The organism is Paenibacillus sp. FSL R7-0204, from assembly GCF_038002225.1.
Taxonomy (GTDB): domain Bacteria; phylum Bacillota; class Bacilli; order Paenibacillales; family Paenibacillaceae; genus Paenibacillus_AQ.
The window spans coordinates 2,687,076-2,702,543 of record NZ_JBBOCA010000001.1; the positions used below are offsets into that span (position 1 = coordinate 2,687,076).

The 15,468-nt window shown below is 50.2% G+C and carries 15 protein-coding genes; 11 read left to right on the plus strand and 4 right to left on the minus strand.

Annotated elements, in window-relative coordinates:
- Nucleotides 1-13: 13 nt before the first annotated feature.
- Complete coding sequence (locus tag MKX42_RS11775) at nucleotides 14-1,378, minus strand: metallophosphoesterase (RefSeq protein ID WP_340752669.1); 1,365 nt, start codon at nucleotides 1,376-1,378, stop codon at nucleotides 14-16.
- Nucleotides 1,379-1,471: 93 nt separating this feature from the next.
- The gene (locus MKX42_RS11780; protein WP_340752670.1) at nucleotides 1,472-2,026 is read right to left on the minus strand and encodes a hypothetical protein; all 555 of its coding nucleotides are present in this window, start codon (nucleotides 2,024-2,026) and stop codon (nucleotides 1,472-1,474) included.
- A gap of 158 nt (nucleotides 2,027-2,184) precedes the next feature.
- On the opposite strand from MKX42_RS11780, the gene MKX42_RS11785 reads away from it, so the two are divergent.
- The 5 genes from MKX42_RS11785 (at nucleotide 2,185) to MKX42_RS11805 (ending at nucleotide 5,463) form a co-directional block, all read left to right on the plus strand.
- Complete coding sequence (locus MKX42_RS11785; protein ID WP_340752671.1) at nucleotides 2,185-2,760, plus strand: TetR/AcrR family transcriptional regulator; 576 nt, start codon at nucleotides 2,185-2,187, stop codon at nucleotides 2,758-2,760.
- Between the two features lie 154 nt (nucleotides 2,761-2,914).
- The gene (gene rnhA, locus MKX42_RS11790) at nucleotides 2,915-3,583 is read left to right on the plus strand and encodes a ribonuclease H (protein ID WP_340752672.1); all 669 of its coding nucleotides are present in this window, start codon (nucleotides 2,915-2,917) and stop codon (nucleotides 3,581-3,583) included.
- 84 nt (nucleotides 3,584-3,667) lie between these two features.
- Entirely contained in the window at nucleotides 3,668-4,225 is a 558-nt protein-coding gene (locus MKX42_RS11795) for a GNAT family N-acetyltransferase (protein ID WP_340752673.1), read from the plus strand.
- A 133-nt stretch (nucleotides 4,226-4,358) separates the two neighbouring features.
- Nucleotides 4,359-5,027: a uracil-DNA glycosylase gene (ung, locus tag MKX42_RS11800; protein WP_340752674.1), complete on the plus strand. Its 669-nt coding sequence runs from the start codon at nucleotides 4,359-4,361 to the stop codon at nucleotides 5,025-5,027.
- A gap of 31 nt (nucleotides 5,028-5,058) precedes the next feature.
- Nucleotides 5,059-5,463 (plus strand): hypothetical protein, encoded by a 405-nt coding sequence (locus MKX42_RS11805; protein ID WP_340752675.1) that lies wholly within the window; start codon nucleotides 5,059-5,061, stop codon nucleotides 5,461-5,463.
- A gap of 159 nt (nucleotides 5,464-5,622) precedes the next feature.
- On the opposite strand, the gene MKX42_RS11810 is transcribed toward MKX42_RS11805, so the two are convergent.
- Nucleotides 5,623-6,759, minus strand: coding sequence for an AI-2E family transporter (locus MKX42_RS11810; RefSeq protein ID WP_340752676.1), 1,137 nt, complete (start codon nucleotides 6,757-6,759; stop codon nucleotides 5,623-5,625).
- Nucleotides 6,760-6,927: 168 nt separating this feature from the next.
- Between MKX42_RS11810 and MKX42_RS11815 the strand changes: the two genes are divergently transcribed.
- On the plus strand, nucleotides 6,928-7,395 hold the full coding sequence (locus MKX42_RS11815; protein WP_340752677.1) for a hypothetical protein: 468 nt from the start codon (nucleotides 6,928-6,930) through the stop codon (nucleotides 7,393-7,395).
- Between the two features lie 26 nt (nucleotides 7,396-7,421).
- Here MKX42_RS11815 and MKX42_RS11820 read toward each other — a convergent pair whose 3' ends face one another.
- Nucleotides 7,422-7,739 (minus strand): hypothetical protein, encoded by a 318-nt coding sequence (locus tag MKX42_RS11820; protein ID WP_340752678.1) that lies wholly within the window; start codon nucleotides 7,737-7,739, stop codon nucleotides 7,422-7,424.
- A 388-nt stretch (nucleotides 7,740-8,127) separates the two neighbouring features.
- Here MKX42_RS11820 and MKX42_RS11825 point away from each other — a divergent pair, with 388 nt between their 5' ends.
- The 5 genes from MKX42_RS11825 (at nucleotide 8,128) to MKX42_RS11845 (ending at nucleotide 15,454) form a co-directional block, all read left to right on the plus strand.
- Nucleotides 8,128-8,889 (plus strand): DeoR/GlpR family DNA-binding transcription regulator, encoded by a 762-nt coding sequence (locus MKX42_RS11825; RefSeq protein ID WP_340752679.1) that lies wholly within the window; start codon nucleotides 8,128-8,130, stop codon nucleotides 8,887-8,889.
- Nucleotides 8,890-8,923: 34 nt separating this feature from the next.
- On the plus strand, nucleotides 8,924-9,835 hold the full coding sequence (pfkB, locus tag MKX42_RS11830; protein WP_340757671.1) for a 1-phosphofructokinase: 912 nt from the start codon (nucleotides 8,924-8,926) through the stop codon (nucleotides 9,833-9,835).
- A 46-nt stretch (nucleotides 9,836-9,881) separates the two neighbouring features.
- A complete protein-coding gene (locus MKX42_RS11835) occupies nucleotides 9,882-11,831 on the plus strand; it encodes a PTS fructose transporter subunit IIABC (RefSeq protein ID WP_340752680.1) in 1,950 nt (649 codons plus the stop codon).
- Between the two features lie 458 nt (nucleotides 11,832-12,289).
- Entirely contained in the window at nucleotides 12,290-13,729 is a 1,440-nt protein-coding gene (locus MKX42_RS11840; protein ID WP_340752681.1) for a B12-binding domain-containing radical SAM protein, read from the plus strand.
- A 15-nt stretch (nucleotides 13,730-13,744) separates the two neighbouring features.
- Nucleotides 13,745-15,454, plus strand: a complete 1,710-nt coding sequence (locus MKX42_RS11845; protein ID WP_340752682.1) for an ABC transporter ATP-binding protein — start codon at nucleotides 13,745-13,747, stop codon at nucleotides 15,452-15,454.
- Nucleotides 15,455-15,468: the final 14 nt, after the last annotated feature.

The window sequence follows — 15,468 nt, forward strand, 5'->3', positions numbered from 1 at the left end:
ACGTATTCAAACATCACCGCTGAGGAAGCTGGACATGCAGTTCATGATTGTTCTTCGGCTGCTGCGAGGCCATCTTCAGAACATAGCTTCTCGTTCCGCTTGCCGGGGCATCCTGCCAGAGCCGGTAGCCTTCTGTAGCGGTCACGGCAGCATTGCCCGTACTGGCAGAGCCTGCGAAGTAGTTCTCGTTCAGCCTTCCGACAACGTCAGCCATTAGCTTCAGCTCAGCCTCCGTATAACGGGCGTAGGCGGGGTCTTCAGTCAGACGGGAATAACTCCGGGTGGCAGACCGCTTGCGGAAATTGGCTTCACTGTAGGCCCTGAAGCCCAACAGATTCGGATCGGTATTGCGGGTGGCAGCAGCCCATTGCTCCATCCCTAATCTTGCAGTGCTGTAATCCAGAGTCTGATGGGCGGAGGAATAGGTTAAGAGTCCATATTGATGGGGGAAAACAGACAAAGCACTGCTGGCGATGTCATAGATGCGCTCCCCGTCATGACTGTATTCACTGATATCCTGAATGTGTATATGCCCGCTGAGAACCGTCCGCACACCGCTCTTCATTAAGGCATCTGTAACCTTGGCATGGTCCTCAATAGTGAAGCCCTCCTGAATGAATTCACTGTGATTCAACAGGCTGTGATGCATGACCGTCACGAGCTGCGCGCCTGCGGCAGCGGCCTTCGCACCGCAGGCGGCGATCCATTCCAGGGTCCGGTCACTGACCCGGCCCTCCAGCTGGGGATGGCCAAGCGCTTTATTGTCTCCGTACTGTGCAGTATCCAGCATGAGCAGCCATAGCTCCTCTGACGGGGCAGCCAGATAGCTGAGCGAATCCTCGTCTCTCAGCAGGGCTTCATCATAACCGAAGCTGCCATAGATTTTGCGGAATGCCTTGGCGCTCACGGAATCTGTGGCGTATTGGCGCTTATCGCGGAAGCTCCGGGCCCAGGGATTCTGGATATCGTGATTGCCCGGAATCACATAGATCCGGGTTCCGGTGTCTTGCTCAATGCGCTTCAGATGTCCGGCCAGCTCCTTATGGCTGGCTTCTTCCCCGTTGTTGCTGAGATCCCCGCTGATAATCACCACATCCGGCCTGCGGATTCCGATATCATAGCCCAGCGCCTCCAGCATCTCCTTGCTGTAGCCGAGCTGCTTGCCGTCACCGGCAGCCAGAAACTGCTGGAAGGCAGGCCCGAGATCCCTAAGCTCCTGCGCTAAATAATGGGTGTCGCTCGTCGTCAGGATACTCAGATCATGACCGGATTGAATCCGGTATTGTTGCGGTTCCGGCTCCGCTGCATCCTGTCCGTTACAGGAGGAGAGCATCAGGAGCAGAAGGGGAAGGATAGCATACTTACGGATGAATTTCATTAGGCCAGCACCTCTTTTCAAGGGTAACAATGTAAAAAGAGGGTGTTCTCCCCGGCCGCTTGCCCGAAGAGGAACACCCCGCACCCTGCCGCGTTATTTTTTCACTTCAGTGACGCCGGTTACCTTACCCTGATCTGCTGCGGAATAGGTAGCCTGGTACTTGTCATCGGAGAAATAGACATTGCCTTCAATGGTGGCATTCACGACGGAGAAGCCGTCAGCCTCCACATAGACATCACCCACAAAGGTCCCTCCCTGAATCCGGGCATTCTCACTGCGGATCGTCAATTTCGGAGCGGATAGCTTGAAGGAGTTCGTGATGTTGTGATCGGCATCCTGGGTATAGAGCGCGATCTTGCGGGCAGGCTCTTCCTTATGGATGAATTGTCCGTCGAGCACAAGCTCCTCAGAGAAGCTCAGGTCCTTCAGCGTAGCTGCAATCCAGGTGCCGTCTTTGCTGATCGCCTTCTTGAAGGCTTCCCCGTTATCGACTACCGAAGCCGAAGTGACTGCATCCGGTGCAGCGGTAGCCGCCGTATTGCCGGTGTTCGCTGCTGTGCCGGTATTGCCTGCATTTTTGTTTGCGTTGCCGCATCCGATGAGCAGAGTCAGGGTGAATGCCGCCAGTATTACTGCGATCTTTCTCATGTGATAACCTCCTTTAGGTGTGTAATGCTGATGGTATTTTCCTTGAAATTAATATAGAATGATTGGTACGGAATTAATGTGATCCAGTTAACACTGCTACAATAATATTTACCGATCGTTCTATAAATGGTAAAATAGACCGCGAAAGGAGCATGATCATGGCGCGAAGCAAAGAGTTTGACATTGATGATGTATTGCTCAAGGCAATGACGATTTTCTGGCAGCAGGGCTATGAGAAGACCTCCATGCAGGATCTTGTAACCGGTATGGGAATTCACAAGCGAAGCATGTATGACACCTTTGGAGACAAGCATACCTTATATATAAAAGCGCTGGAGCGCTTTGCTTCCCTCCAAAGCTCCAGGCTGGAGAGCCGGATTGAGGGCATCACCTCTGCCAAGGCAGCCATCCGCCTCTTATTCGAAGCAACCATCCATAGAAGTGAAACAGAGCCGAAGGGCTGTATGCTGGTGAATACGGCAGTGGAGCTGTCGGGTCATGATCCGGAAGCTGCTGGCCGGGCGAATGAGGCTTTTCTGAATACAGAGAGATTAATTGAACGGCTGATCCTGCATGGACAGGAGACCGGAGAACTATCCTCCCGGCATCCGGCTCCGGCGCTGGCTGCGTATCTGCACAATGCCCTGGTGGGTCTGCGGGTTATGGTCAAGGCAACACAGGATACGGGCAAGCTCCAGACCATTGCCGATACTACGCTTGCTGTGCTGGACTAAGCTGCCGTATTAGTATGAACGCGCCTGCCGGTAATTATCCAATATATATTCGGGATCAGCAGGTGTGCGAGTGTATTCAGGCTTCAATATGAACGCGGTATGCATTACAATATGAATCTGGATTAAGGTTACACGGCAGGAGGGAGCAACAGGAATGGCTAAGCAGAAATACTACGTAGTATGGGAAGGCAAGAAGCCTGGAGTCTATAATACATGGGCGGAATGCCAGGCGCAGACGGATCATTATACCGGAGCGAAATATAAATCCTATGAGAGCAAGGCTGCTGCTGAGACAGCCTTCAAGGCAGGCTGGAAGGGCAACTGGGGAACGGGTGCAGCAGCTTCAGGAATGTCCGGCACAAGCAAGTCAGGCAAGTCCTGGAGCCGCAGCGCCGGCGTGGAGACGTCTGAGGAGATTGATTATGACAGCATCTCCGTGGATGTAGGCACCCGGGGGAATCCCGGACCGGTCGAATACAAAGGCGTGGATACCCAGACCGGGGATGTCATTTTCTCCTGCGGTCCGATCCGTAAAGGGACCAATAACCTCGGAGAGTTCCTGGCGATAGTGCATGCACTGGCTCTGCTTAAGAAGGAAGGCAGCAGTAAGACGGTCTACAGTGATTCTGTCAATGCAATGAAATGGGTCAAGCAGAAAAAGGTGGCGACGACCTTGCCCCGGGATGCCTCTACAGAGGAGATCTGGCAGCTGATTGACCGGGCGGAGAGCTGGCTGAGGACCCACACCTATAACAACAAGGTGCTGAAATGGCAGACGAAGTCATGGGGCGAAATCAAGGCGGACTATGGCCGCAAGTCTTAGTAGAAAGAAAGGGCGAAACGGCAAAACCCGGCAGGTTCAAAGGGGGTTCCGTTCCGCCCTTTTAAATGAGGGGAGTGTGAACTTTTGGACAGTGAAGGTAAACTCACTATTGTGCCGTTAAATCATGAATTAATAGAGGATATCAATCTGACAAATGATTATTTTGAGTTGTATGGCAGAGTGGTTCCCAGTTTACAATCCGGAAGATGGTCTTATACAGAAGTTCTTTTTGAGGAAACCGGAGAAACACGCTTTCCGGATGACAACCTTGACTGGAGCGAGTATATCAACCGAGAGGATAAAGCTTTGTTTTTAGCTTATATGAATAATACCTGCATAGGACAAATTAGAATAATTCAGGACTGGAACCGCTTCTGTTATATTGAGAACATTGCTGCTAAAAAAGAATATAGAGGCAGTGGAGCCGGAAAGCTGCTCTTAAATACAGCAGAAGAGTGGGCAAAGCAAAGACAGCTTATAGGAATGTCCCTGGAAGCGCAAGATGATAATCTTGGGGCATGCAGATTTTATGTGAAACAAGGATTCATATTAGGTGGTGTTGACACACTGAAGCAGTCCTATCATCCTAATATCGAAACCACTTTATACTGGTATAAGTTATTCAAGTATGCCATGGATTAAGCGCTATTTATCATGTTATAATTCTCATTACGCACTTATAAAGTGAACAAGGCCGCAAATAAATTCCTGTTACTCTGGTTAATAACAGGTTATGAAACAATACTAATAGCAGGGGAATTGGGAGGAGAACCGAATGTTTGGCAACGATTGGGATGAAGTGCTTCAGGAAGAGACGCAGAAGCCTTACTTCGAGGAATTGCGCTATGCCCTGGCACGCGAGTACAAGCAGTATACAGTCTATCCCCCGAAGGACAAGCTGTTCTCGGCGCTGAAGCTGACGCCTTACAGCAAGACCCGGGTAGTTATTCTTGGACAGGACCCTTATCACGGCGCAGGACAGGCCCACGGCCTTAGCTTCTCGGTAGAGCCGGGTGTAAGGATTCCGCCGTCATTGCGTAATATCTATGCGGAGCTGCACAGTGATCTTGGTGTAGAGGTACCGGGTCACGGATCGCTGCTGCACTGGGCAGAAGAGGGCGTGCTGATGCTTAATGCCGTACTGACAGTACGCGAGGGCCAGCCGAATTCGCATAAAGGTCTGGGCTGGGAGACCTTCACGGATGCCATCATGGAGAAGCTGAACGAGCGGACAGAACCGATGGTCTTCATCCTGTGGGGCAGCCATGCCCAGCTAAAGGGCGCGGTAATTGACCGCAGCAGACATAAGGTGATTCAGTCCCCGCATCCGAGTCCGTTCTCTGCACACCGGGGATTTCTGGGCAGCCGCCCGTTCTCTCAGGCCAACCAGTATCTGGAACAGCATGGGCTTCAGGGTATAGACTGGTCTATACCGAGGGTATAAGTAGTTCAGGCACAGGGAAGGGCGTGGAGCCATGAAGCATTGGGTTGGCAGACCGGTCATTATGTACTGCGGCGAGCAGCCATATACGATCATGAAAGGCGTTCTGCGCAGATGGGATCTTGCAGCTTCGGTGGCCGTCATCGGGCATCAGGAGATTGCCGTCCCTTTCCGCGATATTGTATATATCAAAGCTTTGGCTCCCAAAGAGAGAGCGTTGCCCCCGGTTCTCCATTCGGTCGGATATATTATGACAGAACGTCTGCAGTTTGATAATGCCGTCTATTTCAAATCAGCGGTTACTGTCTGGAAAGGGGACCAGCTGGTTGCATTCAATGCGACGATCATCGCACATACCAAAGGCTCCGTGACGCTGTATGGCGGGCAGAACCTGCCTAAGGGCAACCACACTTTCGTGGTCCGCTCGCTGCGTGGCTGAAGTCCGGATACATCCAAGCATATACATTGAAAAGCCCTCCGGCGCGAAGATGCACCGGAGGGCTTTTTATTAAAAGATAAGAATTTATATGTTTTGGGGCCCCCGCAAAGTACCTGAGTTATCACCTACGCTAAAGCCCCACTTTGTGGGGTTGCTTTACTATAGCTTATCGTCCTTGACGATCTCGATCTCAATTCCCGGCGGAGCGCCGGGCTCGGGTGCGGGCTGATCCACCCTTTCGGCGACAATGATCTCGTAAATGCGCAGGAAGATGATTTTGATAATCATATAGACCGGAAGCGCAATGAGTACGCCGATTAGGCCGTAGAAGTCGCCCCCCACGAGTACAAGCAGCACCGTGGTCAGCGGATGCACATCCAGTGACTTGCCGTAGATGACCGGGGACAGCACGTTATCCTGAATCTGCTGCGCAATCAGGATAACGACCGCTGACCAGATCGCCATCGAAGGCGATTCGATGAACCCCACGATAACAACCGGAACCGCCGCCAGCAGCGAGCCCACATAGGGAATGAAATTCAGCGGGATGGAGATCACGGCGAGCAGCAGAGAGTAAGGCAGGCCGATCAGCAAAAACCCAATGTACAGCAACACGCCCAGCACCACATTAAGCAGGACACGTGTAACGATGAAGCCGCTGAGTGCAGAGTCAATATCCTTGAACATCTCCTGGCCTTCCTTGCGGTACTTTCTCGGAATCAGGCCTTGAAGAATCGGGGACAGCTTGTGCCCGTCCTTCAGCATGTAATAGAGAATGATCGGCAGGGTAGCGATAACCACGACAATACTGGAGATCACTGTGATCAGGTTGGACATCGAATTGGTCACCCAGTTAATGGCACTGTTCAAATACTCTGTCAGGCGTGTGGTCACATCCGTGTCACCCTTGAAGAAGCGGGAGAACGCCGGATCATTCTGGAGCTTGTTGAACTGATTCTGTATACCCTCGACCAGATACGGCGTATTGTCGATGAAATTCTGGATTTGCTCGCGCAGTGTAGGCCAGACCAGCACCCAGAATAGAACGAACAGCCCGGTGAACACAAGATAGATCAGCAGCACGGACAGCCCGCGGTTTACATTTTTGGTCCCCAGATAGTTGACGACCGGCCGCAGCAGATAATACATGAAGCCCGACAGCATCATGGGTACGAGCAGCAGTTGAATGATAGAGACCAGCGGTGTGAACAGAAAAATGACCTTGGAGCCTAAGTACAAAATCGTCAAAAAGGCGATAATGGCCAGGCAGGTCCGGAAATACTTGCTTTGAAGCACAGCAGCCCCCCCAATCTCTTAAGTTATGTTTATGTATACGTATCTTTATAACCGAATTAGAAGAGATTGATTCACAACCCGCTGGAGCCGTTGCTACAAACAAGGTTCAAGGAAGGGGTTCAATGCCCGAGAAGAGTGGTAATATCGCCTTAACAGGAGGGATGCCGCATGCCAACATTGATATTGGGGATTTTTGGACACCGGAGTGATGCGGTGCTGGCGATCGAGGAATTGAAGGAGATTGGGATCAAGGCGAAGCATATCTCGGCTGTCACGAAGCAGAAGAACACGCTGGAGATCATCAGCAAGGATGCCGCGATTGGGGATGTGGAGACGGGGCGGGGGAATAATGGCTTGTTCGGTACAGCCCGCGGTCTTGGGGTAGGCCTGGATATGGTGGGCGATTCTGCGGTCGCAGCAGGTCCGGCAGCCCGCAAGCTGGCGGGAGCGGATCTGGAGACAGATGGACTTGCGGTCAGCCTGATCGGGATGGGAATTCCGCATGAGGATGCGGAAGCGTATGCGAAGCATGCCGATCTGGAGCATATTATTGTCATTGTCCTTCTGCCCGAAGCGGAGCTGCGGGAGAAGGTGCAGGCCATATTTACGAAGCATGAGGTCATACCTTTGAAGTAAGCGATGGGTTCGAAAAATATATACGTTCAACGCAGCCGGCGGGACTTTCGTCTGGCTGCTTTTTTTTTGCGGTTCTGCACGAACAACACCGGGTCGATGTCTGTAGTTACCTTTCCGCCAGTTTCCTTGGTCACCTGCTTGGCTTTTACCAGAGAGAAAAAAGCAAACAGTTCCCCGAGCACACCGAAGCCGGCAGCAATAATCGCATAATCCTCTGCACTGAGCTCCTCGGTTTCTACAGGGCCGTCACTGCCGCTCCCTCCGTGGCCGTTAATGCCGCTGCTACTGCCATTGCCGCCGTTACCGCCCGCGCTGTCATATCCGTTGTTGTTGTAATAGGCCATCTCCTGTTCACCCGCTTTTCCCCATATGTAATATAAATATGTTGCTCGCTGCCATTGTGAAATAGGCGATCGGGAGGTAATTTGCCGCGCAGGATGATACATTGACAGGCTGAAATGAGCATAAATGAGCAGGAATTGATCCAATTCTTACAGCAGCAGTGAATCCAGACAGGAATAGCAGGGTTAAACTGATGATTTTATGGCGAAAAATAAGCATAGAAAGCCTCTTTACAGTTAATGAAAACGCTGTTACAATCATGAATGAGCACAAATGGTCAACATCAATCACAAGTGATTTGAATCCAGTCATCTTATCTTTGAATTCAGTAGTTACTGTATATATAGGAATCCGGCAGCGGGTAGCTGCACATCCTAAGGAGTGAGCTGCATGTTTGAAGAAGAACGCAAACGGATGATTCTGCTGTTTGTCGAGAAGCATACAAGAGCCTCGGTTCAGGAACTGGGCCAGGAGCTGTCCGTCTCGGAATCCACCATCCGCCGGGACCTCAAGGAGCTGGAGGAAGCGCGGTTGCTGAAGCGTACGCATGGCGGGGCGGTGTCCCTGCAGAGTGTGAACTTTGAAGCCGCGGTTCCGGACAAGGAAGACCGGTTCCTGGAGGAGAAGCTGCGGATTGCCGGGAAGGCTGTGGAGATGATTGAGGAAGGCGATGCCATTCTCCTTGACGGGGGTACCACCACCCTGCAGATTGCCCGGGCGCTGAAATCATTCCGTAATCTCAAGGTCATCACCAACTCGATCATGGCGCTGAATGAGCTGAAGGACTGCCGTCATATTGAGGTATCCATTACAGGCGGGATGCTAAGGCCGGACACCATGGCTTTTGTCGGGCCGATGACCGAACGCTCGCTGGACATGGTGCGGGTGGATAAAGCCTTCCTCGGCACCAACGGGCTGGATATCCGCGAAGGGATTACGACGCCGAATATGCTGGAAGCGGCCACGAAGCGCAAAATGATTGCTGTAGCGAAGCAGACGATTCTGCTGGCCGACCATAGTAAGATCGGGCAGATCTCCTTCTGCAAGGTTGCAGATTTGCAGGAGATGGACCACTGCATTCTGGATACCGGGATACCTGATAGCTTCCGGAGACAGCTTGATAAGCTGGATGTGGATTATACACTGGTGTGATGGAAAGACAAACATTATAAATGAGGGATGAATGATGATCTATACTGTGACACTCAATCCTTCCGTCGATTATATCGTGGAGGTAGAAGAGCTAACACTGGGCGGACTCAACCGGATGAAGCGTGATATGAAGCTGCCCGGCGGGAAGGGAATTAACGTATCCCGTGTCCTGAAGCAGCTCGGCGTCGAGAATACGGCCACCGGATTTCTTGGCGGCTTCACCGGCGGCTACATTGAGACCTGGCTGGGCCAGGAGGGAATAGCCGGAGACTTCGTTTCTATTGCGGACGATACCCGGATCAATATTAAGCTTAAGGCAGGCCAGGAGACGGAGATTAACGGGGCAGGTCCTGTCATTACGGAGACCGAGACGGCTTCGCTGCTGCACAAGCTGGATGCCCTGAAGCCGGGTGACATTGTGATTCTGTCAGGCAGCACGCCACCTTCGCTGGGCGGGGATTTCTACAGCAGGCTGATTGCAGTATGCAAGCAGAAGGGCGCGGAGTTTGTTATTGATACAACAGGGCAGGCATTGCAGGACGCATTATCCCAGGGACCGCTGCTGGTCAAGCCGAATCACCATGAGCTGGCAGAACTGTTCGGTGTTCAGATCAGCACCCGGGAAGAGATTATCACTTACGGACGCAAGCTGCTTAGCGGGGGCGCCAAGCATGTGCTGGTCTCGATGGCTGGAGAAGGCGCATTGTTCATTACGGGGCAAGAAGTCTACCATGCCAGCGCTCCTAAGGGCAAGGTGAAGAATTCAGTAGGTGCGGGAGATTCGATGATTGCCGGATTCGTGGGCACCTTGTCGCTGACAGGGAATGTGCTGGAAGCGTTCCGTGCCGGCGTGGCATCAGGAAGTGCCACAGCGTTCTCCGACGATTTGGCAGACAAGGCATTGATTGAAGAGCTTCGTCCGCTAATTGCCATATCTCAGCTATGAATAACAGAGGTAAGAGGTTCAAGTACATTCGGGGAGTTGAGATTAGATGAAAATTACAGATTTGATGATACAGGAAACGATGATTATGGAGCTGCAGGCTACCACGAAGGAAGGGGCCATTGACGAGCTGATTGCCAGTCTCGCGGCCAGCGGACGCATCACGGATGCGAAGCTGTTCAAGGAGAAAATTCTGGAGCGTGAAGCCCAGTCCAGCACGGGCATCGGCGGAGGCATTGCCATGCCTCATGCCAAGACCAAGGCCGTCAAGGAAGCAACGGTGGTATTTGCTAAGAGTAGTGCCGGAATTGATTTTGCCTCTCTGGATGAAGCACCGGCCCATATATTCTTCATGATCGCCGCGCCGGACGGAGCTGGAAATATGCACCTGCGAACACTCGCTGCACTGTCCAGGTTGCTCATTGAAAGCGAATTCATCGAACAGCTCATGGGTGCCAAGACGCCTGCCGAGGTGTCCGCCTTATTCGATGCCAAGCAAGCGGAGGCTGAAGCCCAGGCAGAAGCGGAAGCTAAGGCTGCGGCAGTGAAGGCTGCTCCTAAGGCAGCCGTACCGCAAGCTGAAACGGCACGGATCATTACCGGGAACCCGGATTCACAGAGCTTTGTAGTTGCTGTAACAGCCTGTCCTACTGGAATCGCCCATACCTTCATGGCAGAGGATGCCCTCAAGAAGAAAGCCAAGGAAATGGGCGTCAATATCCGTGTCGAAACCAACGGCTCGGAGGGTGCGCAGAATGTGCTGACCGCAGAGGAAATCGCCCGGGCCAGCGGAGTCATTATTGCCGCTGACAAGAACGTGGAGATGGAGCGCTTCAGCGGCAAGCCTGTGCTCCAGCGTCCGGTTAGCGACGGTATCCGCAAGTCAGAGGAGCTGATCCGGATCGCAGTAGCAGGAGATGCGCCTATCTACCGCAGCTCTGGACGCAGTGAAGAAGGTTCTGCGCCTGTGAAGTCCGGTTCTATTGGAAGCAAAATCTACAAAGACTTGATGAACGGCATCTCGCATATGCTGCCGTTCGTAGTCGGCGGCGGCATTCTGCTGGCGGTCTCCTTCCTGATTGAACAGGTGGCCAGCCCCGACAACCCGCTGGTTAAGCTGCTGCAGAGCATCGGCGGAGGTGACGGAGCCTTCCACTTCCTGATTCCGATCCTGGCCGGATTTATCGCGATGAGCATCGGCGACCGGCCTGCGCTGATGCCGGGTATGGTCGGCGGTCTAATGGCTCTTAACTCTAATTCAGGCTTCCTCGGCGGTCTGGCGGCAGGGTTCCTGGCAGGTTACGTTGTGGTTATGCTCCGCAGAGCCTTCTCGGGCCTGCCGCGCACCCTGGACGGACTGAAGCCGATTCTGCTCTATCCGGTATTCAGCCTCTTGATTACCGGCGGGATTATGTACTTCCTGTTCGATCCGTTATTCAGCTGGATCAACGGGGGACTAACCGGAGCGCTTGACAATCTGGGTACCGGCAACAAAGTCCTGCTCGGCCTGGTGCTTGGCGGAATGATGGCCATTGATATGGGCGGGCCGTTCAACAAAGCAGCTTATACCTTTGCCATCGGCGTGTTTACGTCCAGCGGCAATACGAACGGAATGATGATGGCCGCAGTTATGGCCGGAGGGATGGTACCTCCGCTGGCAATTGCCCTGGCCACCTCATTCTTTAAGAATAAATTCACGGAGACCGAACGCAAATCCGGTGTAACCAACTATGTACTGGGCTTGTCGTTCATCACCGAAGGAGCCATTCCGTTCGCTGCGGCTGATCCGCTGCGGGTGCTTACCTCCTGTATTATCGGCTCTGCCGTAGCCGGAGGACTGACCCAGCTGTGGAACCTCAATGTTCCTGCTCCGCACGGCGGGGTGTTCGTAGCCTTCCTGTCCAGCAATGCCGCGCTGTTCCTGTTATCTGTGCTGATCGGCTCCGTGATTTCCGGTCTGATCCTGGGGCTCTGGAAGAAGCCGGTAGCTAATAAATAAATTCAACTTATTCGCAAAAACCGCTGTGGAGCAGGTGTGTCCCCCTGCTCCACAGCGGTTTTTGTATGTCCAACCCTTGTATAATAGTAATACTGGTCACTGCGAACGCCCTCCCATACGTGTAGAGTGGATTAATTCTATGAAATATCAAAAAGTAAAATATTGACATGTAATTAATAGGAAATGTATGATGTGCATACATAAAATTGGTATAAAGGCTCAAATTAGTGATTAAAAATAAAACGGGGAAAAACTGTGGATAGAAACATGAAACAATAATAAATCACGTAAGATCAGGCATTTTTCCTAATTATTTTTCTCTTGGAGAGGGGATATATCATTGTTTGAAATCATGAGTTACTACTTGGACAACGGCATCAGAGTGATGTTGCACCGGGAACCGAATCAAAGAGAACAACTGCGACATTAAAATTGTATTCGGAGGCCCCCAGGCGACATTGACAGCAAAAGATACGCTATCCTATTTCCCCTTTGTCGATGTCGTTGCTCTCGGGGAAAGTGAACTCTTTATTGTAGATTTAATGGATACCTTAGTGAATAATAAGAATTTGACTGCTATCCCTAGCATAGCTCATAGAGAAGACGGAAGCTTTGTACAGAAGGCAATGTGTACGCTTATTCCTGGCAATAAATTAGGCGATTATACGGTGTTTGAGTATGACGAGGATGAGGTTGAGGAGTTCCCTAGATTTTTCCTGGAAGCTGGACGCGGATGCCCTTTTGGGTGTACCTTTTGCTCAACCAGTGTCTTTTGGGGCAGGAAATTCAGAGTTAAGCCCGTTGATGTTCTGATCGATGAAATGAAGATATTTCATGAGAAATACGAGGTTAAGCTGTTTGGATTAACGCATGACATGCTGACAGTGAACCGCAAGTACATCCATGAATTCTGCAACCGGCTGATTACTGAGGATTTGCCGTTCAACTGGTCTTGTTCTTCAAGAATTGATATCCTCGACGATGAGACGATTCAGTTGATGTGGCGGGCAAAGTGCACAGATATATATATTGGTATTGAAACGGGATCAACGCATATGCAGAAGAATGTTAAAAAGAATATCAATATCGAAAAGGCACGCAGCACGATACTCACCTTAAAGAAAACGGGATTTTCTCTTACAGTCTCGTTTATCTATGGCTTTCCGGATGAGACGGTCGAAGATCTGCATGACACGCTTTCGATGATGGAATTTCTGTATGAGCATGACATTAGAAGAGTTCAGCTTCATTTGTACATGCCGCTGCCAAGCACGATAGAGACCGATAAAGTTCGTGATCAGCTGTATTTCGATGAATCGGATGTAGATTTATCCATTTATAATGCAAAAATATTTAATCGGGAACTAAATGATATGGTCCGCAAATATCCCAGTGTGTTTCTTCAATTCTATTCTTTTAAATCAGATGTCAGAAACAGATATAAACGCCTGGATCTACTTGTCAGCTTAATCTCAACAGTTATGAGTTATTATAGCTCCTGTATCAATTATCTGATCCGGAAGTATGGTCTGGCCAAGCTATATGATATGTATCTGCTGCAAATTAATGACTGTCACAATCAAATCAATGAGATGCCGATTAAGGAAAGATTTGATTATGAATCGCGTATTCCTGTTTATTTCGGTTTGGCCGATCTGATGTTCCGGGACGAACTAGAGAAGAGTCCTTCTTTGTATTTTGAACAAGTACATAGATGTGAGGAGCTCTTATACAACTATTTTACCGAAAAGACACAGGAGGATGTTATATACAAATTCGAAATTGATATTATCCAGGCAAGACGCTCCGGCAGTTGTATTCTTAAAGACAGCTTTATTAAGTTCTCCAGACAGAACGATAAGATCAAGGTATCCAGCTTGAATGTGGAGTTGGTGTAGTGAGGAGAGGAAGAGATGGGCAAGTATTTTCTCAGAAACAAGACAATAGCGATGCTATACATATTTTTCTCAATTATAACGTATACCTGCCTATCCCTGGTATTTTACGTTTACTCATTGATTACCAAGGCCACCGGGCAGATGAGTCTGCCTGAGGCCTACAGAATTACCTTCATCAGTGCAGCCGTGCTGGTTACTCTTCTTTTACTGCTCAATGTTCTTGCTGTGCTTAAGCGTTTCCTGTTATTTGAAATTACCAAATCATTGCGCCAAGATGTGTTCGCCCGGATGTCCACTCTGAGCCTGCCCGATTACTTTGCACAGCATACCTCCCATTATTCATCCATCCTGCTAAATGACCTGGATACCCTCGAAGAAGATTATTTTGCGACAATTCTCGAATTGATTGGAGATACGGTACAGCTTCTGATTATGCTGTTCTCCATATATCTGATCGGCCCTTCCTATCTGTTCCTCGTATTGTTATTCTGTATTCCCTCGGTTGTACAGCCCTTTATTATGAAGAGGAAGTTGGGGCGCTTAGGCCTTAAGGTATCGCAGGAAATGTCGCGGTATACCGGTAAAGTGCAGGAATACATCCATTCCTTTGAACTTGTCAGAACATTTCGCAGAGAACCGCTGATCAAGCAGCTTTTTGAAAGGGATGTACAAAAGCTTGAACATCAGCGTCAGCGTCAAAGTGTAGCAAAAGTGTTAAATATGACGCTCGTGATACTCGCTGTATACCTGCTAAAGGTCGGATCACAACTATATTTCACCCATGCAGCGCTGGGTGGATTGATCTCGGTCGCAACGGTATCCCTGCTGTTTGGGCTCACTAATAATGTAGGAAACCCGCTTGCCAGTATCCTCGGATATTTTACCACTCTTAGTGCAACGAGCGAAGTAAGAGACAAAATTACTGATCTTTTGTTAATAGAGACTGAGGACAACATTCAGGATAACAGCCTTCGGCAACTGGAACAGTTCAATGAGGCGATTGTTCTGCAGCAAGCCGGATTCTCATATGGAGGCCACCCTATTCTGCGAGAAATTACTTTCCGGTTCGTGAAGGGGAAGAAATATGCTCTAATCGGTAAAAGCGGAAGCGGGAAAAGCACATTGCTTCGGCTGATTATGGGATACCACAATGAGGCATATAAGGGCAGCATTCGCATTGACAGCCAAGAGGTCAGAGACCTGAATCCGTCAAGCTTATGGTCTCATATTGCGGTGATTCACCAAAATGTGTTCATTATGGAGGGAACGCTTCGGGATAATATTACGCTATTTAATAATACGTACAACGAGGAGCAGATTGCTGCTGCTGTTGGAGCTGCAGGTCTTACTACGATGGTGGATGCGCTCCCTGCAGGACTAGATACTATAATTACCGAAGGCGGAAAGAATTTCTCGGGCGGAGAAAAACAGCGGATTGCCATTGCTAGAGCCTGCATCACCGATACGCAAATACTTCTCATTGATGAAGGCACCTCTGCACTTGATAACATTACAGCGGTAGAGATAGAGCATACTTTGCTGGCCCTTGAGGGTAAAACAATTATTTCCATTGTTCACCGGATTAATGAAACAATACGTGATTATGATGAAATCTGTATATTGGATGATGGTGAAATTGTCAGATTCGGACCCTACGAGGATCTTATGCGACAGGGTGGTATTTATCCTGGAGAATACCTGGAAGAAGGGGGTGTAGGTGCGTGAGAAGAAACGCTTTA

Coding starts and splice junctions, on each gene's coding strand:
- MKX42_RS11775 (WP_340752669.1), bottom strand. CDS start 1,378: ATGAAATTCATCCGTAAGTATGCTATCCTTCCCCTTCTGCTCCTGATG.
- MKX42_RS11780 (WP_340752670.1), bottom strand. CDS start 2,026: ATGAGAAAGATCGCAGTAATACTGGCGGCATTCACCCTGACTCTGCTC.
- MKX42_RS11785 (WP_340752671.1), top strand. CDS start 2,185: ATGGCGCGAAGCAAAGAGTTTGACATTGATGATGTATTGCTCAAGGCA.
- rnhA (WP_340752672.1), top strand. CDS start 2,915: ATGGCTAAGCAGAAATACTACGTAGTATGGGAAGGCAAGAAGCCTGGA.
- ung (WP_340752674.1), top strand. CDS start 4,359: ATGTTTGGCAACGATTGGGATGAAGTGCTTCAGGAAGAGACGCAGAAG.
- MKX42_RS11805 (WP_340752675.1), top strand. CDS start 5,059: ATGAAGCATTGGGTTGGCAGACCGGTCATTATGTACTGCGGCGAGCAG.
- MKX42_RS11815 (WP_340752677.1), top strand. CDS start 6,928: ATGCCAACATTGATATTGGGGATTTTTGGACACCGGAGTGATGCGGTG.
- MKX42_RS11820 (WP_340752678.1), bottom strand. CDS start 7,739: ATGGCCTATTACAACAACAACGGATATGACAGCGCGGGCGGTAACGGC.
- MKX42_RS11825 (WP_340752679.1), top strand. CDS start 8,128: ATGTTTGAAGAAGAACGCAAACGGATGATTCTGCTGTTTGTCGAGAAG.
- pfkB (WP_340757671.1), top strand. CDS start 8,924: ATGATCTATACTGTGACACTCAATCCTTCCGTCGATTATATCGTGGAG.
- MKX42_RS11835 (WP_340752680.1), top strand. CDS start 9,882: ATGAAAATTACAGATTTGATGATACAGGAAACGATGATTATGGAGCTG.
- MKX42_RS11845 (WP_340752682.1), top strand. CDS start 13,745: ATGGGCAAGTATTTTCTCAGAAACAAGACAATAGCGATGCTATACATA.